The following is a 22,980-nucleotide window of genomic DNA, read 5'->3' as shown; positions in this document are numbered from 1 at the left end:
CGCACAGCACGCACAGCACGAGCAGCGAGCACCATCGACACAGGCACGGGGGCATGAGGGAGGGGAGCGACCATGGCCTCGGACCACATCCGCCGCTGGGAGTCCGGAGCACTCGCGCACGCCGTCACGGACCCCTTCGGTCAGGGCCCGCTGCCCTGGCTGCGCGGCAGTGAGACGTACTTCGACGACACCGGCCATGTCGTGCCGTGGTACGTCGACCCCAGCCCGCAGCAGCTCGCCGGCGGCTCCGGCGCGCGGATCCCGGCGCCGCGCGCGGCCGGTTCCGGCCCCCGCTCGGCCGACGACGTGCACCGGCAGATCAAGGGCTTCACGTCCACCGGCGCGGTCGCACCAGGCGAGGCGATCGACTTCCACATCACGGTCGACCCGCCGCAGGAGTTCAGCGTCGACATCTACCGCATCGGCCACTACGGCGGCGACGGCGCCGCCAAGATCACCACGAGCCCCCGGCTCTCCGGCATCGTCCAGCCCACGCCGCTGGCCGCCGACCGCACGGTCTCCTGCCACCACTGGTGGCTGTCCTGGCGCCTCCAGGTGCCCTCCTACTGGAGCATCGGCGCCTATGTGGCCGTCCTGACCACCGCCGACGGATACCGCTCCCACGTGCCCTTCACGGTCCGCGCCGACCACCCCGCCGACCTGCTCCTGCTGCTGCCGGACATCACCTGGCAGGCGTACAACCTGTACCCGGAGGACGGCCGTACCGGCGCCAGCCTCTACCACGCCTGGGACGAGAAGGGCCGCCTCCTCGGCGAGGCCGACGCGGCCACCACGGTCTCCTTCGACCGCCCGTACGCGGGCGCGGGCCTGCCGCTGCACGTCGGCCACGCCTACGATTTCATCCGCTGGGCCGAGCGGTACGGCTACGACCTCGCCTACGCCGAAGCCCGCGACCTGCACGCCGGCCGGATCGACCCCAGCCGCTACCGGGGCCTGGTCTTCCCCGGCCACGACGAGTACTGGTCGGTGCCGATGCGCCGGGCCGTCGAGGACGCCCGCGACCGGGGCACCTCGCTGGTCTTCCTCTCCGCCAACACCATGTACTGGCAGGTGGAGCTGGGCCCGTCCCCGTCCGGTGTCCCGGACCGGCTGCTGACCTGCCGCAAGCGCAAGGGCCCGGGCCGGCCGGTGCTGTGGCGGGAGGTCGACCGGCCCGAGCAGCAGCTGGTCGGCATCCAGTACGCGGGCCGGGTCCCCGAGCCGCACCCGCTGATCGTCCGCAACGGCGGCCACTGGCTGTGGGAGGCGACGGGCGCGCACGAGGGCGACGAGATCGAGGGCCTGGTCGCGGGCGAGGCGGACCGCTACTTCCCGCGCACCCCGCTGCCCGAGCACGACGAGCGCATCCTGCTCGCCCACTCCCCCTACACCGACAACGACGGCGTCCTGCGCCACCAGGAGACGTCCCTCTACCGCGCGCCCTCCGGCGCCTGGGTGTTCGCCTCCGGAACGTTCGCCTGGTCCCCGGCCCTGGACCGCCCGGAGCACGTGGACACCCGTATCCAGCGGGCGACGGCGAACCTGCTGGACCGCATCTGCAAACGCGACTGACCCCCGGACGCGACCGCTCGCCCGCATACGGGAGAATCGAGGCACTTGGACAGAGCCACGGGGAGGAACCGTGTCCGGATTCGTAGAAAAGCCCGAGCCGATCGAGGTTCCGGGCCTGGTGCACCTGCACACCGGAAAGGTGCGCGAGCTGTACCAGAACGAGGCGGGCGACCTCGTGATGGTCGCCAGTGACCGCATGTCCGCCTACGACTGGGTGCTGCCGACGGAGATCCCCGACAAGGGCCGCGTCCTCACCCAGCTCTCCCTGTGGTGGTTCGACCAGCTGCGCGACCTGGCCGTCAACCACGTGATCAGCACCGAGCTGCCCGAGGGCGCCCCCGCCGACTGGGCGGGCCGCACCCTGGTCTGCAAGTCCCTGAAGATGGTCCCGGTGGAGTGCGTGGCCCGTGGCTACCTCACCGGCTCCGGCCTGGTCGAGTACAACGCGTCCCGCACGGTCTGCGGTCTCGCCCTCCCCGAAGGCCTCGTCGACGGCTCGGAACTGCCCGCCCCGATCTTCACCCCGGCCACCAAGGCCGAGGTCGGCGAGCACGACGAGAACGTCTCCTACGAGGAGGTGGCCCGCCAGGTCGGCGCCGAGACCGCCGCCCAGCTGCGCCAGGCCACCCTCGCCGTGTACTCGCGCGCCAGGGACATCGCCCGCGACCGGGGGATCATCCTGGCCGACACCAAGTTCGAGTTCGGCTACGACGGCGACACCCTGGTCCTCGCCGACGAGGTCCTCACCCCGGACTCCTCCCGCTTCTGGCCGGCCGACGCGTGGCAGCCGGGCCGCGCCCAGCCGTCGTACGACAAGCAGTTCGTGCGGGACTGGCTGACGTCCGCCGAGTCCGGCTGGGACCGCGGGAGCGAGCAGCCCCCGCCGCCGCTGCCGGAGAAGGTCGTGGCCGCCACCCGGCAGAAGTACGTGGAGGCGTACGAGCGGCTGACCGGCATGAGCTGGAGCTAGGAACACGAAGAGACCCCGGTCCAGTGGACCGGGGTCTCTTTCCCGAGCGGACGACGAGGCTCGAACTCGCGACCTCAACCTTGGCAAGGTTGCGCTCTACCAACTGAGCTACGTCCGCGTTGCGCCGTGGCGCGAGAGCAACTATACCCAACCTCGCTCGCGCGCGAGACGCACTGCCGCATGACGGTTCTCGGCGCCGAGCTTCGTGACGGCCGAGGAGAGGTAGTTCCGCACGGTCCCGGGCGACAGCGCGGCCCGCTCGGCGATCTCCGCGACCGGCGCCCCGTCGGCGGCCAGCTCCAGCACCTCGGCCTCCCGCGCGGTCAGCGGCGAGTCCCCGGCGGAGATCGCGTCGGCCGCCAACTCCGGGTCCACGTAACGGCTTCCGGCGTGCACGGTCCGGATGATCTCGGCGAGCCGCTGGGCGCTGACGGTCTTCGGGACGAACCCCCGCACACCGGCCGCGAGCGCCCGTTTCAGATGCCCGGGCCGCCCGTGTCCGGTGACGATCAGCACCCGGCAGTCCGGCAGTTCGGCACGCAGGGATGTGGCGACCTTCACACCGTCGGCGCCCGGCATCTGCAGGTCCAGGACGGCGACGTCGGGTGTGTGCGCCCGGGCCATCGCCAGCGCCTCGGGCCCGCTCGCCGCCTCCGCGACGACCAGCAGATCGTCCTCCAGGGACAGCAGCGCGGCCAGCGCCCCCCGGATCAGGTGCTCGTCGTCGGCGAGCAGCAGCCGTACCGGAGTGTTCACGGGGTGACTCCTCTCACAGTCCCCAGGGGTATGTCCGCCACCAGCCGGAACCGGTCCCGGTCCGTGGCCACGATCCCCGCCTTCAGGGTTCCGTCCACGGCGGCGAGCCGCTCCCGCAGCCCGGCAAGCCCGGAACCGCCGCCACCGTAGGGTGCCGCGACCCCGTCGTTCTCCACCGTCAGCACCACGTGCCCCTCCCGTACCGCCAGTTCCACCTCGCACCGGCCCGCGTCCCCGTGCCGCAGTACGTTGGTGGTGGCCTCGCGCACCACCCAGCCGAGCGCGGACTGCACCTCGGCGGGCAGCCCGTCGGTCTCCGCACGCACCTCGCAGTCGATCCCGGCGGCCGTCAACACGCCCTTGGCACCCACGAGTTCGACCCCGAGATCGGCTTCCCGGTACCCGCGAACGACGGCCCTCACCTCGCGCTGGGACTCCTGCGCGATGCGCTGCACCTCGATCATCTGCTCCACGGCCTCCGGCCGCCCCCGCCGGGCCAGTTGCACCGCCAGCTCGCTCTTCAGGGAGATCACCGACAGGTTCCGGCCCAGTACGTCGTGCAGATCCCGTCCGAACCGCAGCCGCTCCTCGGCGACGGCGAGCCGGGCCTCCACCTCGCGGGCCCGCTCGGCCTCCCACAGCACGGCCAGGGTCCAGGCTCCGCAGCGGCAGGCGAGCAGCGAGAACACCGTCTGGAAGGCGACCATCAGACCGGTCACGAGAACCCCGGCGCCATCGGGGTCGGCGAGCCCGACGGCCCCCATGAGCAGCACCGCGAGCAGTGCCGCCCCCCGCAGGAAGACCCGTACGGGGACGGTGAGTCCGTAGAGAACGCCGAACGGCAGCAGGGTGGCGCCGATCGCCAGCCGGACCGTCACCGGGTCGGCCGCGTCCAGCGCGGCGAGGGCCACGATCAGCGTCAGCGCCAGCCCCAGCAGGACGGCCGGGACGCCGTGTGCCCCGGCCGGCAGCCGTGCGCGCCCCAGATAGTGGTCGAGCGCGGGCCGGGTCAGCCGGTTCGAGACCGCGCACTGCAGGGCCGCCACGAGGACGAGCAGCGCCCCGAGGACGAAGGCCACGGGCCGTCCGTCGAGTCCGCCGACCAGGGGGAGCAGCAACCAGCCGAGCGAGAAGAACCAGGTCGTGCCGTACCAGGTGACGACGGTGTACAGCTCGACCCGCTCCGCCTTGCTCCGCTCCCGCCAGTGCCGCTGCTGCCACCGTCGTATCCGCCCCACCACGCGCGCCCCCGTTCCTCAGCGCCGGGGTTCCCACCGGAACCACCGCCGTACAGCAAACACCGCCACCACGGTCCAGGCCAGCGCGGTCGCGAGCGTGCCGAGTGCCTCGTACGCGCTCAACTGGCCGGTCCAGCCCGCCCGGACGAGCCGGATCGCGGGGGACAGCGGGAGCAACTCGCAGACGGAGGCGAGCTTCTCCGGCATGACCTCGGTGGGGATCATGATCCCCGAACCGGCCATCGACACGAACACCAGTGGCAGCGCGGTGACCTGGCCGCTCTCCACGCTCCGGGTGAAGGACGCGGTGAGCGCGGCGAGCGCGGCGCTCAGCACCAGCCCGGCCACGAGCCCCAGCACGGTCAGGTACGGCGCCCTGGGCGCCCCGGCGTGCAACAGCACCGCGCAGCCGGCGCACAGCAGCAGCGCCTGCGCGAGGCCCACGGTGACGGCGGGCAGGGCGGTGCCGGCGAGGATCTCGGGGTCGGTCGTCTCGCCGGTGCGCAGCCGCTTGAGCACGAGTTCCTCGCGGCGGGCGACGTAGGCGTTGACCAGCGAGGTGTAGACGGCGAAGAGGAAGGTGAAGCCGATCGCGGCGGTGAGCATGGCCCGCACCAGCGCCCAGGTGTCCCGGCGGCCCTCCGCGTCGAGTCCGGTCGTCGGCTCGTCGAGGAACAGCACCTCCGGGTCGCCGAGGAGCGCGAGGGCCAGGTCCAGGCGCCTGCGCTCCCCGCCGGACAGCTGTTTGACCCGCACCCCGTGTCTCCTCGCGAGCCCCACCCGTTCGAGTACCTCGGCTTCCGGCCGGGCTCCGCTCGTGCAGCCGGCCCACATGCGGGCGGTCTCCGCGACGGTCAGCTCGGCGGGGAAGCCGCCCTCCTGGAGCATCACGCCGGTGCGGGGCCGTACGGCGGCCCGCTCGCGGCGGGGGTCGTGGCCGAGCACCCGGACCCGGCCGCCGGCCGGTGCCGCGAGCCCCTCCAGCAGTTCGACCGTCGAGGTCTTTCCGGCGCCGTTGGTGCCCAGCAGGGCGAAGATCTCTCCGCGCGCCACGGAGAAGGTGATTCCGCGTACGGCCTCGAACCCGCCCCCGTAGACCCGCCTGAGGTCGGTGACCTCGATCACGTTCTCGTGTCCGTCGGTGTGCATGACCCCAGCGTCCCGGCGGCCGGGCCGGGCCGGCAGTGCGCGGTGTCATCACCCGGCATGACACATGTCAGAAGGTGCCGGACACCCGGCGGGCAATGGCCGGACAACGAGAAGACCCCGGTCCAGTGGACCGGGGTCTTCTTCCCGAGCGGACGACGAGGCTCGAACTCGCGACCTCAACCTTGGCAAGGTTGCGCTCTACCAACTGAGCTACGTCCGCACTGCTCCCGATCGGCTCCCACCGATCGGTGCGAACACCAGCCTACCTGATCCACAACAGTGGTCGTGTCGGCGGTGCAGAGCGGGTGACAGGAATTGCACACTGCGCCTTCCCCCTGGAAGGGGGATGTTCTGCTACTGAACTACACCCGCATGTCCTTGGGATCCGGCCTTTCGGCCTCGCCCCTCGGCGTGTCCCAGACATTAGCTGATCAGCAGGGGGGTAGCGCAAGTCGGCTCCGCCACGGGCGGGAGACGGCCGACCCCGCGGGCGCGAGGAGGCCTTCCCTTCAGCCCGGTATGCCCCAAGTGCACGGTCCCCAGGGCCCCCTGACGGTTCCCGGGGCCCTGGGGACTCGCCCCTTCGCGGGCTCACTGCGCGGCGCTGAACGCCTCGTAGACCTTCTTCGGGATGCGCCCCCGGGCCGGGACGTCCATCTTGTTGGCCTGGGCCCAGGCGCGGACGGCCGCCGGGTCGGGGGCGACCTCCGTCTGCTTGTACGCCTTGCCGGACCGCGACCGCTTGCGGCCGGCCTCGACGTAGGGCGCGAGCGCCTTGCGCAGTTTCCCGGCGTTGGTTTCGTTCAGGTCGATCTCGTACGACTTGCCGTCGAGTCCGAAGGCGATCGTCTCCGCCGCTTCCGAGCCGTCGATGTCGTCAAAGAGAGTGACCACGACCTTTTGCGCCACGAATATCGGTCCCTTCGTGCGGCACGTCGTTACAGCTCAACGCCGCCGACGTGCCGAGTATCGGCTATTGCCAATTCATTTGTACAGTGCCCGGCAATGCAAAGTGAAGCCCGACTAAATCCGTCCGCGTGTCCGGGCGCAATAGGTGGTGACGGACGGACTGTGGAACTTTCCCAGAACTTTTCGCGGGGGCATGGCTTCGACACCCGATCGTGATGCGCCTCACGTACTTTCCTCCAACTCTACTCGCGTAGAAATTTTGTGCGGGTAGTCTGAAGGGACCTGCTCAGCACCACACACCGGGAGTGCCAGTGGCACGCGTCGTAGTCGACGTCATGCTCAAGCCGGAGATCCTCGACCCCCAGGGCCAGGCGGTCCAGCGTGCGCTGCCGCGCCTGGGATTCGAAGGGATCTCGGACGTACGTCAGGGAAAGCGTTTCGAACTGGAAGTTGACGGGCCGGTCGACGATGCCGCGCTCGCGCGGATCCGCGATCTTGCGGAATCCTTCCTCGCCAACACCGTGATCGAGGACTTCACGGTCCGTATCGACGAAGTCGCGGAGGCGGCCAAGTGACCGCTCGTATTGGCGTCGTCACTTTCCCGGGCACGCTGGACGACCGGGACGCCCAGCGGGCGATCCGTCTCGCGGGCGCCGAGCCGGTCGCCCTGTGGCACAAGGACAAGGACCTCAAGCAGGTCGACGCGGTCATCCTGCCCGGCGGTTTCTCCTACGGCGACTATCTGCGGGCCGGTGCCATCTCCCGGTTCTCGCCGGTGATGGAGTCCGTGATCGAGCAGGCGAGGGCCGGCCTGCCGGTCCTCGGTATCTGCAACGGTTTCCAGGTCCTCACCGAGGCCCACCTCCTCCCCGGCGCGATGCTCGGCAACGACCACCTCCACTTCATCTGCCGCGACCAGAAACTGCGGGTGGAGAACGCGGAGACCTCCTGGACCGGCGACTACCGCGCCGGCCAGGAGATCCACATCCCGCTGAAGAACATGGACGGCCGGTACGTCGCCGACGCGTACACGCTGGACAAGCTGGAGGCGGAGGGCCGCGTCGTCTTCCGGTACCTGGACTTCAACCCGAACGGCTCGCTCAACGACATCGCCGGCATCACCAACGAGGCGGGCAACGTCGTCGGCCTGATGCCGCACCCCGAGCACGCCGTCGAGCCGCTGGTCGGTACGGGCCGTACCGACGGGCTCCCGTTCTTCACCTCGATCCTCAAGAAGCTGGTCAACGCATGAGCCGGACGCCTCTGGACATGGTCGAGCACGCGACCGCGACCCCCGACGTCGAGCTGCCCTGGGCCGAACTCGGCCTGAAGAAGGACGAGTACGAGCGGGTGGTGGAGATCCTCGGCCGCCGCCCCACCGGCGCCGAACTCGCCATGTACTCGGTCATGTGGTCCGAGCACTGCTCGTACAAGTCCTCCAAGGTCCACCTGCGCCAGTTCGGCGAGAAGGCGCCGCAGAGCGACGCCCTCCTCGTCGGCATCGGCGAGAACGCCGGTGTCGTGGACGTCGGCCAGGGCTACGCGGTCACCTTCAAGGTCGAGTCGCACAACCACCCGTCCTACGTCGAGCCCTACCAGGGCGCGGCCACGGGTGTCGGCGGCATCGTCCGCGACATCATCGCGATGGGCGCCCGCCCGGTGGCCGTGGTCGACCCCCTGCGCTTCGGCGCCGCCGACCACCCCGACACCAAGCGCGTCCTGCCGGGCGTCGTGGCGGGCATCGGCGGCTACGGCAACTGCCTGGGCCTGCCCAACATCGGCGGCGAGGTCGTCTTCGACGCCTGCTACCAGGGCAACCCGCTGGTCAACGCCGGCGCCATCGGTGTGATGCGGCACGAGGACATCCACCTCGCGAAGGCCTCCGGCGCGGGCAACAAGGTCATCCTCTACGGCGCCCGGACCGGCGGCGACGGCATCGGCGGCGCGTCGATCCTGGCGAGCGAGACCTTCGACGACGCCAAGCCGAGCAAGCGCCCGGCCGTCCAGGTCGGCGACCCCTTCCAGGAGAAGCTCCTCATCGAGTGCACCCTGGAGGCCTTCCGGGAGAAGCTGGTCGTCGGCATCCAGGACCTGGGCGCGGCGGGCCTGTCCTGCGCCACGTCCGAGCTGGCCTCCAACGGCTCCGGCGGCATGCGCGTGACGCTGGACGACGTCCCCCTGCGCGACTCGACGCTGTCTCCTGAGGAGATCCTCATGAGCGAGTCGCAGGAACGCATGTGCGCGGTCGTGGAGCCGGAGAAGGTCGACCGCTTCCTGGAGATCTGCGAGAAGTGGGACGTCATCGCCACCGTCATCGGTGAGGTCACCGACGGCGACCGGCTGGAGATCTTCTGGCACGGCGAGAAGATCGTGGACGTCGACCCGCGCACGGTCGCCCACGAGGGCCCGACCTACGAGCGCCCGTACGCCCGCCCCGACTGGCAGGACGCCCTCCAGGCCGACGACGCCGGCAAGCTGCCCCGCCCGGAGACGGGCGAGGAGCTGAAGGACCAGGTCCTGAAGCTGGTGGGCTCGCCCAACCAGGCGTCGAAGAACTGGATCACCTCCCAGTACGACCACCTCGTGCAGGGCAACACCGTCCTCGCCCAGCCGGAGGACTCCGGCATGATCCGCGTGGACGAGAAGACCGGTCTCGGCGTCGCCATCGCGACGGACGGCAACGGCCGCTACGCCAAGCTGGACCCGTACACCGGCGCCCAGCTGGCCCTGGCCGAGGCCTACCGCAACGTCGCGGCCACCGGCGCCAAGCCGCTCGCCGTCTCCGACTGCCTGAACTTCGGCTCCCCGGAAGACCCGGCGGTGATGTGGCAGTTCGCGGAGGCCGTGCGCGGTCTGGCCGATGGTTGTCAGCAGCTCGGCACGCCGGTGACCGGCGGCAACGTCTCGCTCTACAACCAGACCGGCGAGGCCGCCATCCACCCGACCCCGGTGGTGGCCGTCCTCGGCGTGATCGACGACGTCGCCCGCCGCACCCCGGTCGCCTTCCAGGAGGAGGGGCAGCTGATCTACCTCCTCGGCGACACCCGGGAGGAGTTCGGCGGCTCGGCCTGGTCCCAGGTGATCCACGACCACCTGGGCGGTCTGCCCCCGGCGGTGGACCTGGAGCGGGAGCGCCTGCTGGCCGAGATCCTGATCTCCGCCTCCCGCGACGGCATGATCGACTCCGCGCACGACCTGTCCGACGGCGGTCTGGTCCAGGCGGTCGTGGAGTCGGCGCTGCTCGGCGGCAAGGGCGCCCGTCTGGTCGTACCGGACGGCCTGGACGCCTTCACCTTCCTGTTCTCCGAGTCGGCCGGCCGTGCCGTCGTCGCGGTGCCGCGCTCGGAGGAGGTCCGCTTCAACGACATGTGCGGCGCCCGCGGCCTCCCGGCCACCCGCATCGGTGTCGTGGACGGCGACACGGTGGAGGTCCAGGGCGAGTTCACCCTCTCCCTGGAGGAGCTGCGCAGGGCCCACGAGGAGACGATCCCGGCGCTGCTGGCGTAGGCGGTCGTCCACCGTCGTGCACCAGAGGAGGCCCCGCCCGGACGCGCGTACCGGGCGGGGCCTTCCGCACGTTCCCGTGCGGGGCGGCGGCCGGCTGAACGGCAACCGCCGTCGGGCATAGGGTCGCTGACATGCCACCGGCCAAGAAGCGCGTCCGCAGCTACGACCCCGCCAGGACCCGAGCCGCCGTCCTCGCCCAGCTCGCAAACGTCGGGCAGGCCGCCCGCGGCCTCACCCCCGAGCAGCTCGCCCTGCCCACCCGGCTCGGCGACTGGACCGTGCGGGACCTGACCGCGCACATCGGCATGGCGGTCACCGCCGTCCACCGGGCCCTGGAGCTGCCCGCCCCGCCCAGGCCGACCCTCACCGTGGCCGAGTGGCCGCTCACCACCGGGCGGCGCGCCGACGGCATCGACGCCTTCACCCGGGGTGGCACCGATGCCCACCCGGACCCCGCCGCCTACCTCGCCCGGATCGACCACAGCCTGCGCGCCCTGCTGGACGAGCACCCCGGCAGCCGGCTGCTGGACACCAGCGCGGGTGCCCTGCCGCTGGACGACTACCTCGTCACCCGCGCCCTCGAACTCGTGGTCCACACCGACGACCTGAACGCCGCCGTCCCGGGCCTCGACGTGCCGTACGACCGTCAGGCCCTGGCCGCCACCACCCGGCTGCTGGCCGACGCCCTCGCGGTGAGGGCACCCGGCGGCTCCACCGAGGTGCGGGTGCCGCCGTACGCCGTCGTGCAGTGCGTCGAGGGACCCCGGCACACCCGCGGCACCCCGCCCAACGTCGTGGAGACCGACCCGCTCACCTGGATCCGGCTGGCCACGGGCCGCCTGGCCTGGCCGGACGCGCTGGCCGGGGCGAAGGTCCTCGCGAGCGGGGAGCGGGCGGACATCGGGGGACTGCTGCCCGTCATGTCGTAGCCGCCGCCGGTCGTGGTGGGGCCGGAACCCGGGTCGGCCGGGGTACGTCGAACCGGTATGAACCGGTACAGGCAGCGCGCGATCCTGACGGTGGCCGTCGCGCTTCTCCCCCTCGCCATGGCCTGTGGCGGCGAGAAGGGGGACAGTGGGGCGGTGAGCGTCCAGCAGCCGGTGACCGGGGTCGACTGGCGGATCGACGGGATCACCGTCGGCGGCAGCACCCGGCACGCGCCCGCCACCGCCCGCCTGCGCATCGAGGACGGCAGGGCGGCCGGCAACCTGGGCTGCAACCGGTTCAGCGCCCGGGCCACGGTGCACGGCGACCGGATCACCGTCGGTGACCTGCGGACCACCAGGATGGCCTGCGACGAGGAGCGCATGGGGTTCGAGCGCGCCCTCGCCCGCATCCTCACCACCGGCACCCTCGTCGCCCGCACGGAGGCCGCCAAGCTGACGCTCACCGACGGCGACGGCGACCGCGTCCACCTCAGCCGCGGTGCTCCCGCATGATGTGCGACACCTCACTCACGGAAACGGCGAAGACGTCCGTGACCAGCCCGTACCGGGCACCCGAGGCCGCCATCAAAACCTGACTCACTGCCGTGACCTGCGCAAACGTAGAATCCACCAAGGTGATCGACACCGGTCGAACCGGTGCGGGCGCGCATCCCCAATTCGGACCAGTGGTCGATCTCGCCTACACTCGGTGGCGTGCCACGTGGTGACGGTCGACTCAATCACGATCTGCTTCCCGGCGAGAAGGGCCCCCAGGACGCTTGCGGCGTCTTCGGCGTCTGGGCTCCGGGTGAAGAGGTCGCAAAGCTCACGTACTTCGGGCTCTACGCCCTCCAGCACCGGGGTCAGGAATCCGCGGGAATCGCGGTCAGCAACGGCTCCCAGATCCTCGTCTTCAAGGACATGGGCCTGGTCTCCCAGGTCTTCGACGAGACCTCGCTCGGTTCGCTCCAGGGTCACATCGCGGTCGGACACGCCCGCTACTCGACCACCGGGGCCTCCGTGTGGGAGAACGCCCAGCCGACGTTCCGTGCCACCGCGCACGGCTCGATCGCGCTCGGCCACAACGGCAACCTGGTCAACACGGCGCAGCTCGCCGAGATGGTCGCCGCACTCCCGAACGACAACAACAGCCGCTCCGCCCGGGTCGCGGCCACCAACGACACCGACCTGCTGACGGCCCTGCTGGCCGCCCAGGTCGACGAGGACGGCAAGCCGCTCACCATCGAGCAGGCGGCCCACCAGGTCCTCCCGAAGGTCCGGGGCGCCTTCTCCCTCGTCTTCATGGACGAGCACACCCTCTACGCCGGCCGTGACCCGCAGGGCATCCGTCCGCTGGTCCTCGGCCGCCTGGAGCGCGGCTGGGTGGTCGCCTCCGAGTCCGCCGCCCTCGACATCTGCGGCGCGAGCTTCGTGCGGGAGATCGAGCCGGGCGAGTTCGTCGCCATCGACGAGAACGGCCTGCGTTCCTCCCGATTCGCGGAAGCGAAGCCCAAGGGCTGTGTCTTCGAGTACGTGTACCTGGCCCGCCCGGACACCGACATCGCCGGCCGGAACGTGTACCTCTCCCGCGTGGAGATGGGCCGCCGGCTGGCCAAGGAAGCGCCCGTAGAGGCCGATCTGGTCATAGCGACCCCGGAGTCCGGAACCCCGGCCGCCATCGGTTATGCGGAGGCCTCCGGCATCCCGTTCGGCGCCGGCCTGGTGAAGAACGCCTACGTCGGCCGGACGTTCATCCAGCCCTCGCAGACCATCCGCCAGCTGGGCATCCGGCTGAAGCTGAACCCGCTGAAGGAAGTCATCCGGGGCAAGCGCCTGGTCGTCGTGGACGACTCGATCGTGCGCGGCAACACCCAGCGGGCCCTGGTCCGCATGCTCCGCGAGGCCGGCGCCGCCGAGGTCCACATCCGGATCTCCTCGCCGCCCGTGAAGTGGCCCTGCTTCTTCGGCATCGACTTCGCCACCCGCGCGGAACTGATCGCCAACGGCATGACCATCGAGGAGATCGGCACCAGCCTCGGCGCCGACTCGCTCGCCTACATCTCCCTCGACGGCATGATCGAGGCGACCACGATCGCCAAGCCGAACCTCTGCCGCGCCTGCTTCGACGGCGAGTACCCGATGGAGCTGCCGGACCCGGAGCTGCTCGGCAAGCAGCTCCTGGAGACCGAGCTGGCGGCCGGTCCGGCCGCGACCGCGGCGACCGACGCGATCCGCCGCCCGTAAGTTCTGCCGTACGACACGAAGGTTCTCACCCCATGTCTGAGACGACTGGTGCCAGCTACGCAGCCGCGGGCGTCGACATCGAAGCGGGAGACCGCGCCGTTGAACTGATGAAGGAGTGGGTGAAGAAGACCCAGCGCCCCGAGGTCCTCGGTGGCCTCGGCGGTTTCGCCGGGCTCTTCGACGCCTCCGCCCTGAAGCGCTACGAGCGCCCGCTGCTGGCCTCCGCCACCGACGGCGTCGGCACGAAGGTCGACATCGCGCGCCGGATGGGCGTCTACGACACCATCGGCCACGACCTGGTCGCCATGGTCATGGACGACATCGTGGTGTGCGGTGCCGAGCCGCTGTTCATGACCGACTACATCTGCGTCGGCAAGGTGCACCCCGAGCGCGTCGCCGCCATCGTCAAGGGCATCGCGGAAGGCTGTGTGCTGGCCGGATGCGCCCTGGTGGGCGGTGAGACGGCCGAACACCCGGGCCTGCTGGGCGAGGACGACTTCGACGTCGCCGGGGCCGGTACGGGCGTCGTGGAGGCCGACCGGCTGCTGGGCGCCGATCGCATCCGCACGGGTGACACCGTGATCGCCATGGCGTCCTCCGGGCTTCACTCCAACGGGTACTCCCTCGTCCGCCACGTCCTGCTGGACCGCGCCGGGATGGCCCTGGAGACGGAGGTCCCGGAGCTGGGCCGCACCCTCGGCGAGGAGCTGCTGGAGCCCACCAGGATCTACTCGCTGGACTGCCTCGCGCTGACCCGCACCGCCCAGGTGCACGCCTTCAGCCACATCACCGGTGGCGGGCTCGCCGCCAACCTGGCCCGGGTGATCCCGGACGGCCTGCACGCCGTGGTCGACCGGTCCACCTGGGCGCCGGGCGCGGTCTTCGACCTGGTCGGGAAGACCGGCAGCGTGGAGCGCCTGGAGCTGGAGAAGACCCTCAACATGGGCGTCGGCATGATCGCCATCGTCCCGGAGGAGTCGACCGAGGTGGCGCTCGCGACCCTGGCCGACCGCGGGGTCGACGCGTGGGTCGCCGGCGAGATCACCGAGCGGGGCGAGAAGACGACCGGTGCCGAGCTGGTGGGCGACTACGCGAGCTGAGCCCTCGCGGACCGTGCGGACAACACAGAAGCCGGTCGGTGGCAGTGCCACCGACCGGAACTGGTCAATGCAAGGTCAAGCGCCGCGACGGTGCTGCTGAGGACCGTCGTCCTCGTCCTCGTCGTCGTCCTCGTAGAGGTCGGCGTAACGAGAGTACAGATCGTCGTCGTCATGCTCATCGTCCTCGAATCGGTCGCCGTTCGGCGACTGGTTCGATGTCGATGCGCCCAGCTCCTCGGCCAGGCGTGAGAGGTCCGTCCCACCGCTGTTGTACTTCAGCTGGCGGGCGACCTTCGTCTGCTTGGCCTTGGCCCGGCCGCGCCCCATGGCTCGACCCCCTCAACGACGGGGCTCGACGGCCCCAGAGTCTGACACGCGTTCATGATCTGGAACGGACTCTCCATGGAGAGGCCGGTCCGTAGGGCTTCCACGGTACCTGAGCCCGCGCCCATACGGTACGTCGCCCGCAGCACGCGCGTCTGCCCAGGACCTTCGAGGCGCCCTGTCCTCGCTGGTCAGTGGCGATTTTAACCACTTATCGGGGAACGACCCGCCGGGGGAAGTGAGAGTTCTCTCGAAGTTCCCGCCGGCGGGTACCGCTCACGTGTGCGATCCGCTCAGCGCGCGGCGCGGCCCGCGCGGGCGTCGGCCATCCGCTGCTCGGCGATCCGGTCGGCCGCGGCGGCCGGCGGAATACCGTCTTCCTTCGCACGTGCGAATATGGCCAGCGTGGTGTCGAAGATCCGCGCCGCCTTCGCCTTGCACCGGTCGAAGTCGAACCCGTGCAGCTCGTCGGCCACCTGGATGACCCCGCCCGCGTTCACCACGTAGTCCGGCGCGTAGAGGATCCCGCGGTCGGCGAGGTCCTTCTCCACGCCCGGGTGGGCCAGCTGGTTGTTGGCCGCGCCGCACACCACCTTCGCGGTGAGCACGGGCACGGTGTCGTCGTTCAGGGCGCCGCCGAGGGCGCAGGGGGCGTAGATGTCGAGCCCCTCGACCCGGATCAGCGCCTCGGTGTCGGCGACCGCGGTGACGCCCGCCGGGTACTGCTCCAGGATCCGCTGGACGGCGTCCGTGCGGACGTCCGTGACGACGACCTCGGCGCCCTCCTCGCGCAGGTGGCGCACCAGGTGGCGGCCGACCTTGCCGACGCCGGCGATGCCGACCTTGCGGCCGCGCAGCGAGGGGTCGCCCCACAGCGTCTGCGCGGAGGCGCGCATGCCCTGGTAGACACCGAAGGCGGTGAGCACGGAGGAGTCACCGGCGCCGCCGTTCTCGGGGGAGCGGCCGGTGGTCCAGCGGCACTCGCGGGCCACGACGTCCATGTCGGCGACGTAGGTGCCGACGTCACACGCGGTCACGTAGCGACCGCCGAGCGAGGCGACCATGCGGCCGTAGGCGAGGAGCAGTTCCTCGGTCTTGTCGCGCTCCGGGTCGCCGATGATCACGGCCTTGCCGCCGCCGTGGTCGAGGCCGGCCATGGCGTTCTTGTACGACATGCCGCGCGCGAGGTTGAGGGCGTCGGCGACGGCCTCGGCCTCGGTGGCGTACGGGTAGAAGCGCGTGCCGCCGAGGGCCGGGCCCAGGGCGGTGGAGTGGATGGCGATCACGGCCTTGAGGCCGCTGGCCCGGTCCTGGCAGAGCACGACCTGCTCATGGCCGCCCTGGTCCGAGTGGAACAGGGTGTGCAGGACATCAGCAGGCGCGCCGGTTACGTCGGTCACTGTGGTGACTCCTGTGTACATAGCGGCGAGTGGGGACGGTCCCCGTACGGGTGGCGGGGAGCCGTGGCACGAGCGTAGAGCCTCGGCCCACTCACCATCCGCGCAGTGTTCAGGATCACTCTCCCGAGCCCGCTCCGCACGCATGAGCGTGGCACGATTTGCAGTGGTTTCGTGCCAGGTCCGACGGGGAGGGGAGCAGGCGTGCCGAAGGTGTCCTCCGTGGTCGTCCCCTATGCCGCCTACCTGCGGGTGTACGAGCCGCTGGGCGCCTTCCCTGAGCCGGAGCGCAGTCACTGGGGGCGCTACGCCCACCGCCCCGACCGCCCCTCCTATCAGGACGAACTGCGCCGGTCCCTGGCCGACTTGCTGCCGACCCCGCCGGTCGCGGTGCCGGTGCACGAGAGCGGCGACGCCTTCGTGCTGGAGGTCGACGGGGTGGTCTGCGTGTGCCCCTGGCGGACCCGGCTGCGCGGCTGGCAGGCCCTGGAGGAGCTGGCCGGGGAGCTGCCCCCGCCGGTGCTGGACGCGGTGCTGCCGCCGGTGGTGCGCCGCCAGGCCGCCCAGGACTACGAGCGCTGGCTCGCCCGCAACCCCGACGCCCGCCCGTGGATCCGCACGGCGACCTGGCAGGTGCCGCTGAACTGGTTCGTGCTGGTCTCCGACGAGGAGCGGCGGTACGACGAGGGGACCGCCGAGGTGCCCCCGGTGCTGCGCTACCGCACGCCGATGGTGCAGGCCCGGCGCCGGGTGGCGCGGGCGCTGCGCACGTTGCGGGACACCGTCGAGGAGGGGCCGCTGGTCGACGGCGTGGTGGACGTCGGCCGCTGGCTGGAGGAGTTCCATCCGCGCGCGCTGGTGGAGCTGGACTACGGCGGCCTGGTGCACGTCCTGCCGGCGGGCGAGCTGGAGGGCGACCACTCGGCGGCGGACGTGGCGGCCGGCATCGAGGCGCTGCGGCGGGGGGACGGGACGGCCGCCGGGGAGGCGTACGGGCGGCTGGTGGAGCGGTGGCGCGCGGTGCGGGACAGACGTTCGGCGAACTGAGTGACGTACGTCACGGTCAAAAACGCCCCGAACGACGTACGTTCTACTCGCTTGGAACACCTGACGAGATGTTGGTCCCGATCTGGACTTTTGTCTCAAGGGTGATGGATGGCACTTACCCGGCCCTTGCGCCTCTTGCCATCCCTCGTGCCAAAATAGGACAAGGAGTCCGGGGAGGACTCCGTCCGTCCAACTGTGCTCCATCATGGGCGGATTCTCAGCATTGCACGCTTTGGGGGGTCTGGTGACTCCTGCACGCCACTGTGACTGATCGTCACAGTGGCGTGACTGTCCGCTATGGCATGGTCCATCGGCTTCCGTCGCTGATGAACACCTGGGAGGGCAATTCCATCGGTTTGGCCGACGGGGCTGGACAGATGGTGTAGTTGTAGTGCCGAGGACAAGCCGTTCGTCCTATAACCGACTCGACTCGCGTCCGCCATTTCGGGCAACGCGGGTCAAGGTGCAGAATTTAGAGGAAAGAACCGAGAAGGTTCGGTTCTCCCGAGGAGGCCGCTCATGACCGCTCGCACCCCTGATGCCGAGCCGCTGCTGACCCCGGCTGAGGTCGCCACCATGTTCCGCGTCGACCCCAAGACGGTCACGCGGTGGGCGAAGGCCGGCAAGCTCACGTCCATCCGTACGCTCGGCGGGCACCGCCGCTACCGCGAGGCCGAGGTTCGCGCTCTGCTCGCGGGCATCCCGCAGCAGCGCAGCGAAGCCTGAACAACTCCATAACCGGGCAAGACGGTCGATCCCCCAATCGGCCGAGGCGCTCGGAACGCTAGCTCCAAGCGACGCGGGACCTGCCCCAACAGGCCCCTCGCCCAGCCGAAGAGAACGTCATAGGCAAGCGACACAGGGTGCGTCGTCGATCGCGCTGGACTCCGCCGGGTCCAGCGCGATCTTTTTTGTGCGCCGGCTTGTCGGAGTCTGGGGAGGCCTGTCGGAACGGCTGTGAGCGGATCGTGAGAGCGGTGCAATTGCACATATTAAATTGACCCGTTGTAGGGCGGGGGTAAGTACCGTGGTTTCAAAAACTCATACGGTGACTCCCGTCACACACCCCGACGCCTGTCGTCTGCGGCCGGCGTGGGTGAGGGAGTCGGGGCGACGGAGTCGCATGCGGCGTCCCGTCGGCCGCTCTCCTCGCCATCCTCCCGCTCGTCGCCCTGGTCCTGGGGGCCGGTGTCCATCTCCAGCCGCAGCAGGCGGTGGCAGATGGGGCAGTGGCGGGTGAGATGCCCGTAGGACGAGGCGGCCGACAGATGCGCCCTCAGGAGCGCCCGCGTCTCATGCCTGACCGACGCCGTCATACGCCACCTCCAGGGTTCCCACAGGAGGAACGAGTCCTGCTCTCTGGGGTACCGAGGGAATGTGACGCCGTCAAGGCCGCGCGGGGCTCCGCCGGTTCGGCGGGACCGCCGGGCACCGGCACCGCGGCGGCTCACCGGCCGCTGCGCCCTCAGCTCCCCGTCGTTTCATTCGGCCCGCGTCCTCACACACCGGACGGACTGATTCAAGCCGATCTGAGAGGAGGCGCTGCGGTTGATACGGCTCCGCCGCGGGCGGGGCCTCCGCTGTCGTCTGGTGGCCCGGCGGGTGCGGGTATGACTGAGGCCCGCGATCCTTGGTGGATGCGGGCCTCACTCCTGATGCGGTCCTGACGGGATTTGAACCCGCGGCCTCCACCTTGACAGGGTGGCGAGCACTCCAAACTGCTCCACAGGACCTGGTTTCGCGGCGCTTGTTGTGCGTTGCGCTGCGAGAAGAGACTTTACATCAGGTGCGGAGTCAGGTCGAACTCACCCTCCGTGCGGGGGCGGTCACGGGGCCGCCGCGTCGATCGCCTTCACGATGCGCTTGTCGGAGACCGGGTACGCCGTGCCCAGCGCGTGGGCGAAGTAGCTGACCCGGAGTTCCTCGATCATCCAGCGGATGTCCAGGACCTGCTGCGGCACCGGCCGGCCCTGCGGGAGCTGTTCCAGGAGCCAGGCGTACTCGTCCTGCATCTCGTGGACCTTCTCCATGCGCGTCGTGTCCCGCTGGACGTTCGTCGGCATCTGCTGCAGACGACGGTCCGCGGCCACCAGGTAGCGCATGAGGTCGGGCAGCCGCCGTATGCCCGCCCACGTCACGAAACCGGGCTTCACGAGGGCGTCCAGCTGCTTGCGGACGTCCGTGAGGTTCGCGAGCAGCGTGGGGCTGCCGACGGCCTTCAGGCGGCGTTCACAGGCCTGCCAGGCCGCGAGGACCTGCTGTACCTGGGCGACCGTACGGACCGTGGTGTCCACGATCTCCGCGCGCACCTTGTCGTACAGCTTCCGGTACGACTCCTCGTCCCACACCGGCCCGCCGAAGTCCGCGATCAGCTTGTCCGCCGCGGCCATCGCGCAGTCGTCGAACAGCGCCTGGATCGAGCCGTGCGGATTGGCGGAGAGGGCGAGCTTCTGGGCGTTCGTCAGCTTTTCGGACGCGAACTTCGCCGGGTTCACCGGGATGTTCCGGAGGATCAGGCGGCGCGTGCCCTTCCACATGGCCTCCGCCTGCTCCGCCTCCGTGTCGAAGAGGCGGACCGAGACCGTGTCGCCGTCGTCCACCAGCGCCGGGTACGCCTTGACCGGCTGGCCGGCCCGGCGCGTCTCGAAGACCCGGGTGAGCGAGCCGATCGTCCAGTCCGTCAGGCCCTTGCGCTCCAGGGACTCCCCGCCCTCGCGGGAGGCGGTCGCCGCCGCGGCCTGGGAGAGGGCTTGGCGCGCCTTCGGCTTCAGGCGCAGCTTCAGCGCCTGAAGGTCCTTGTCCTCGGCCAGCTTCCGGCGTCGCTCGTCGACGATCCGGAACGTGATCTTGAGGTGGTCGGGGACCTTCGACCAGTCGAAGTCCTCCGCCTCGAACGGCACACCGACCATCCGCTTCAGCTCGCGGGCCATCGTGACGGTCAGGGGTTCCTGCAGAGGGACCGCCTTCTCCAGGAACGCCTTCGCGTAGTTCGGCGCCGGTACGTAGTGGCGGCGGATCGGCTTCGGCAGGGAGCGGATCAGCTCCGTCACCACTTCCTCGCGCAGGCCCGGGATCTGCCAGTCGAAGCCCTCGTCCGTGACCTGGTTGAGGACCTGGAGCGGGACGTGGACCGTCACACCGTCGGCGTCCGCGCCCGGCTCGAACTGGTACGTCACCCGGAACTTGAGCTGCCCCTGCCGCCAGCTGTCGGGATAGTCGGCCTTGGTGACCGCCTCCGCCGACTCCCGGATGAGCATCTCCCGCTCGAAGTCCAGGAAGTCCGGCTGCTCCTGCCGCTTCCGCTTCCACCAGGAGTCGAAGTGGGCGCCGGAGACGACGTGTTCGGGCACCCGCTGGTCGTAGAAGTCGAAGAGCGTGTCGTCGTCGACCACGATGTCCCGGCGCCGGGCGCGGTGCTCCAGCTCCTCGACCTCGCTGAGCAGTTTCCGGTTGTCGGCGAAGAACTTGTGGTGCGTACGCCAGTCGCCCTCCACCAGCGCGTTGCGGATGAACAGTTCGCGACTCGTCTCCGGGTCGATCCGGCCGTAGTTCACCTTCCGCTGGGCGACGATCGGGACGCCGTACAGCGTGACCTTCTCGTACGCCATCACGGCCGCCTGGTCCTTCTCCCAGTGCGGTTCGCTGTACGTCCGCTTGAGCAGGTGCCCGGCCAGCGGCTCGACCCACTCCGGCTCGATCTTCGCGTTGACCCGCGCCCAGAGGCGGCTGGTCTCCACCAGCTCCGCCGACATCACGAACCTGGGCTGCTTCCGGAACAGCGCCGAGCCCGGGAAGATCGCGAACTTGGCGTTGCGGGCGCCCAGGTACTCGTTCTTGTTGCCGTCCTTGACGTCCTTCATCCCGACGTGGGAGAGCAGACCGGCGAGGAGGGAGACGTGGACGCGGTCGGCGGGGGCGTCGTCCTCGGCGAGGTGGATGCCCATCTGCTTGGCGACCGTGCGCAGCTGGGTGTAGATGTCCTGCCACTCGCGGATGCGCAGGAAGTTCAGGTACTCCTGCTTGCACATCCGGCGGAAGGACGACGAGCCGCGCTCCTTCTGCTGTTCGCGGATGTAACGCCACAGGTTGAGGTAGGCGAGGAAGTCGCTGCTCTCGTCCTTGAAGCGGGCGTGCTGCTGGTCGGCCTGGGCCTGTTTGTCGGCGGGGCGCTCGCGCGGGTCCTGGATGGACAGCGCGGCCGCGATGACCATCACCTCGCGGACGCAGCCGTTGCGGTCGGCCTCCAGGACCATCCGGGCCAGCCGGGGGTCGACGGGCAGCTGGGCGAGCTTGCGGCCGGTGTCGGTGAGGCGCTTGCGCGGGTCCTTCTGGGCCGGGTCCAGCGCGCCGAGCTCCTGGAGGAGCTGCACGCCGTCGCGGATGTTGCGGTGGTCCGGCGGGTCGATGAAGGGGAACTTCTCGATGTCGCCGAGACCGGCCGCGGTCATCTGCAGGATGACGGAGGCCAGGTTCGTACGGAGGATCTCCGCGTCCGTGAACTCCGGGCGGGCGAGGAAGTCCTCCTCGGAGTACAGGCGGATGCAGATGCCGTCGGACGTACGGCCGCAGCGGCCCTTGCGCTGGTTGGCGCTGGCCTGCGAGACCGGCTCGATCGGCAGCCGCTGCACCTTCGTGCGGTGGCTGTAGCGGCTGATGCGGGCGAAGCCGGGGTCGATGACGTACTTGATGCCCGGGACGGTCAGCGAGGTCTCGGCGACGTTGGTCGCCAGAACGATCCTGCGCCCGGTGTGCGGCTGGAAGACGCGGTGTTGCTCGGCGTGCGACAGCCGGGCGTAGAGGGGGAGCACCTCCGTGGAGCGGTACTTCCTCTTCTCCAGCGCGTCCGCCGTGTCCCGGATCTCCCGCTCGCCGGAGAGGAAGACGAGGATGTCGCCGGGGCCCTCGGCCTGCAGTTCCTCGACGGCATCGCAGATGGCGGTGATCTGGTCCCGGTCCGCGTCCTCGGAGTCGTCCTCCAGGAGGGGGCGGTAACGGACCTCCACCGGGTACGTCCGCCCGCTGACCTCGATGATCGGGGCGTCGCCGAAGTGCCGGGAGAAGCGCTCGGGGTCGATGGTCGCCGAGGTGATGACGACCTTCAGGTCCGGGCGCTTGGGCAGCAGCTGGGCGAGATAGCCCAGCAGGAAGTCGATGTTGAGGGACCGCTCGTGGGCCTCGTCGATGATGATCGTGTCGTAGGCGCGCAGCTCGCGGTCGGTCTGGATCTCGGCGAGCAGGATGCCGTCCGTCATCAGCTTGATGAAGGTGCCGTCCGGGTTCACCTGGTCGGTGAAGCGGACCTTCCAGCCGACGGACTCGCCGAGCGGCGTCCGCAGCTCCTCCGCGACCCGCTCGGCGACGGTCCGGGCGGCGATCCGGCGCGGCTGTGTGTGCCCGATCATGCCGCGCACGCCGCGGCCCAGCTCCAGGCAGATCTTCGGGATCTGCGTGGTCTTGCCGGAACCGGTCTCACCGGCCACGATCACCACCTGGTGATCGCGGATGGCGGCCGCGATGGCGTCCTTCTTCTGGCTGACCGGCAGCTGCTCGGGGTAGGTGACGGCCGGCACGCGGGAGCGGCGCTCGGCCATCCGGGCCTCGGCCCTGCCGATCTCGCCGTCGATCTCGGCGAGGACGGCGGCACGGGCCTCCGGCTTACGGATCTTGCGCGCGCCCTCCAGCCGCCGCCCGAGCCGGTGCGCGTCGCGCAGCGACAGCTCGGTCAGGCGGGGGGCGAGGGTGCCGAGGGCGGGGGCGGGATGCGTAGACATACGCGGTCCAGGATCTCACCTCGGCGGAAAATCCCGCGAGCCATTTGACCGGGGCGAGATGTCACATGAT

19 protein-coding genes and 4 tRNA genes are annotated in these 22,980 nt (G+C 70.3%); 11 read left to right on the top strand and 12 right to left on the bottom strand.

Features of this window, described 5'->3' with window-relative positions; translation table 11 throughout:
* Positions 1-72 precede the first annotated feature (72 nt).
* The gene (locus ACZ7N4_RS34130) at positions 73-1,572 is read left to right on the top strand and encodes a N,N-dimethylformamidase beta subunit family domain-containing protein (RefSeq protein WP_471366598.1); all 1,500 of its coding nucleotides are present in this window, start codon (positions 73-75) and stop codon (positions 1,570-1,572) included.
* 70 nt (positions 1,573-1,642) lie between these two features.
* A complete protein-coding gene (locus ACZ7N4_RS34125) occupies positions 1,643-2,542 on the top strand; it encodes a phosphoribosylaminoimidazolesuccinocarboxamide synthase (RefSeq protein WP_471366594.1) in 900 nt (299 codons plus the stop codon).
* A 45-nt stretch (positions 2,543-2,587) separates the two neighbouring features.
* On the opposite strand, the gene ACZ7N4_RS34120 is transcribed toward ACZ7N4_RS34125, so the two are convergent.
* The 7 genes from ACZ7N4_RS34120 to ACZ7N4_RS34090 all read right to left on the bottom strand — a co-directional run bounded on the left by ACZ7N4_RS34120 (position 2,588) and on the right by ACZ7N4_RS34090 (position 6,594).
* Positions 2,588-2,660: transfer RNA gene (locus ACZ7N4_RS34120), tRNA-Gly, on the bottom strand.
* 23 nt (positions 2,661-2,683) lie between these two features.
* Entirely contained in the window at positions 2,684-3,298 is a 615-nt protein-coding gene (locus ACZ7N4_RS34115) for a response regulator (protein ID WP_471366591.1), read from the bottom strand.
* Positions 3,295-4,536 carry a sensor histidine kinase gene (locus ACZ7N4_RS34110; RefSeq protein ID WP_471366587.1) on the bottom strand — a complete coding sequence of 414 codons (1,242 nt, stop codon included), beginning with the start codon at positions 4,534-4,536 and terminating at the stop codon, positions 3,295-3,297. Before ACZ7N4_RS34110 ends, ACZ7N4_RS34115 begins: the two co-directional genes overlap by 4 nt.
* Positions 4,537-4,554: 18 nt before the next feature.
* Positions 4,555-5,685: an ABC transporter ATP-binding protein/permease gene (locus ACZ7N4_RS34105; RefSeq protein ID WP_471366584.1), complete on the bottom strand. Its 1,131-nt coding sequence runs from the start codon at positions 5,683-5,685 to the stop codon at positions 4,555-4,557.
* Between the two features lie 147 nt (positions 5,686-5,832).
* A tRNA-Gly gene (locus ACZ7N4_RS34100) sits at positions 5,833-5,905 on the bottom strand.
* Between the two features lie 80 nt (positions 5,906-5,985).
* A tRNA-Gly gene (locus tag ACZ7N4_RS34095) sits at positions 5,986-6,057 on the bottom strand.
* A 219-nt stretch (positions 6,058-6,276) separates the two neighbouring features.
* Positions 6,277-6,594 carry a histone-like nucleoid-structuring protein Lsr2 gene (locus ACZ7N4_RS34090; RefSeq protein ID WP_199211126.1) on the bottom strand — a complete coding sequence of 106 codons (318 nt, stop codon included), beginning with the start codon at positions 6,592-6,594 and terminating at the stop codon, positions 6,277-6,279.
* A 311-nt stretch (positions 6,595-6,905) separates the two neighbouring features.
* Here ACZ7N4_RS34090 and purS point away from each other — a divergent pair, with 311 nt between their 5' ends.
* From purS to purM, 7 genes are all read left to right on the top strand, one after another.
* Positions 6,906-7,169, top strand: a complete 264-nt coding sequence (gene purS, locus ACZ7N4_RS34085) for a phosphoribosylformylglycinamidine synthase subunit PurS (protein WP_189296898.1) — start codon at positions 6,906-6,908, stop codon at positions 7,167-7,169.
* Entirely contained in the window at positions 7,166-7,846 is a 681-nt protein-coding gene (gene purQ / locus ACZ7N4_RS34080) for a phosphoribosylformylglycinamidine synthase subunit PurQ (protein ID WP_471366579.1), read from the top strand. Before purS ends, purQ begins: the two co-directional genes overlap by 4 nt.
* Positions 7,843-10,101 carry a phosphoribosylformylglycinamidine synthase subunit PurL gene (gene purL / locus ACZ7N4_RS34075; RefSeq protein ID WP_471366577.1) on the top strand — a complete coding sequence of 753 codons (2,259 nt, stop codon included), beginning with the start codon at positions 7,843-7,845 and terminating at the stop codon, positions 10,099-10,101. The genes purQ and purL overlap by 4 nt, the downstream gene beginning before the upstream one ends.
* A gap of 131 nt (positions 10,102-10,232) precedes the next feature.
* Positions 10,233-11,030 carry a maleylpyruvate isomerase family mycothiol-dependent enzyme gene (locus tag ACZ7N4_RS34070; RefSeq protein ID WP_471366573.1) on the top strand — a complete coding sequence of 266 codons (798 nt, stop codon included), beginning with the start codon at positions 10,233-10,235 and terminating at the stop codon, positions 11,028-11,030.
* A 57-nt stretch (positions 11,031-11,087) separates the two neighbouring features.
* Positions 11,088-11,540, top strand: coding sequence for an META domain-containing protein (locus tag ACZ7N4_RS34065; protein WP_471366569.1), 453 nt, complete (start codon positions 11,088-11,090; stop codon positions 11,538-11,540).
* Between the two features lie 201 nt (positions 11,541-11,741).
* Positions 11,742-13,271, top strand: a complete 1,530-nt coding sequence (gene purF, locus ACZ7N4_RS34060) for an amidophosphoribosyltransferase (RefSeq protein ID WP_471366566.1) — start codon at positions 11,742-11,744, stop codon at positions 13,269-13,271.
* Between the two features lie 32 nt (positions 13,272-13,303).
* Positions 13,304-14,371, top strand: coding sequence for a phosphoribosylformylglycinamidine cyclo-ligase (purM, locus tag ACZ7N4_RS34055; protein WP_471366563.1), 1,068 nt, complete (start codon positions 13,304-13,306; stop codon positions 14,369-14,371).
* Between the two features lie 75 nt (positions 14,372-14,446).
* Here the strand turns inward: purM and ACZ7N4_RS34050 are convergent, their stop codons facing one another.
* Together ACZ7N4_RS34050 and ACZ7N4_RS34045 are read right to left on the bottom strand one after the other, a co-directional pair.
* Entirely contained in the window at positions 14,447-14,698 is a 252-nt protein-coding gene (locus ACZ7N4_RS34050; protein WP_467929242.1) for a DUF3073 domain-containing protein, read from the bottom strand.
* 290 nt (positions 14,699-14,988) lie between these two features.
* Positions 14,989-16,095: a Leu/Phe/Val dehydrogenase gene (locus ACZ7N4_RS34045; RefSeq protein WP_471366556.1), complete on the bottom strand. Its 1,107-nt coding sequence runs from the start codon at positions 16,093-16,095 to the stop codon at positions 14,989-14,991.
* A 201-nt stretch (positions 16,096-16,296) separates the two neighbouring features.
* Between ACZ7N4_RS34045 and ACZ7N4_RS34040 the strand changes: the two genes are divergently transcribed.
* On the top strand, positions 16,297-17,139 hold the full coding sequence (locus ACZ7N4_RS34040) for a DUF8083 family protein (protein WP_471366553.1): 843 nt from the start codon (positions 16,297-16,299) through the stop codon (positions 17,137-17,139).
* Positions 17,140-17,658: 519 nt separating this feature from the next.
* Entirely contained in the window at positions 17,659-17,865 is a 207-nt protein-coding gene (bldC, locus tag ACZ7N4_RS34035; protein ID WP_003949541.1) for a developmental transcriptional regulator BldC, read from the top strand.
* A 332-nt stretch (positions 17,866-18,197) separates the two neighbouring features.
* Here the strand turns inward: bldC and ACZ7N4_RS34030 are convergent, their stop codons facing one another.
* The 3 genes from ACZ7N4_RS34030 to hrpA all read right to left on the bottom strand — a co-directional run bounded on the left by ACZ7N4_RS34030 (position 18,198) and on the right by hrpA (position 22,910).
* Positions 18,198-18,455: a DUF6274 family protein gene (locus ACZ7N4_RS34030; RefSeq protein ID WP_471366550.1), complete on the bottom strand. Its 258-nt coding sequence runs from the start codon at positions 18,453-18,455 to the stop codon at positions 18,198-18,200.
* A 342-nt stretch (positions 18,456-18,797) separates the two neighbouring features.
* Positions 18,798-18,872 (bottom strand) — tRNA-Asp (locus tag ACZ7N4_RS34025).
* Between the two features lie 93 nt (positions 18,873-18,965).
* Positions 18,966-22,910, bottom strand: coding sequence for an ATP-dependent RNA helicase HrpA (hrpA, locus tag ACZ7N4_RS34020; protein WP_471366548.1), 3,945 nt, complete (start codon positions 22,908-22,910; stop codon positions 18,966-18,968).
* Positions 22,911-22,980 lie beyond the last annotated feature (70 nt).

Source organism: Streptomyces sp. NPDC107654, from assembly GCF_055639035.1.
Note: the sequence above shows the minus strand (reverse complement) of the source record. Positions and strands in the feature narration are given on the sequence as shown.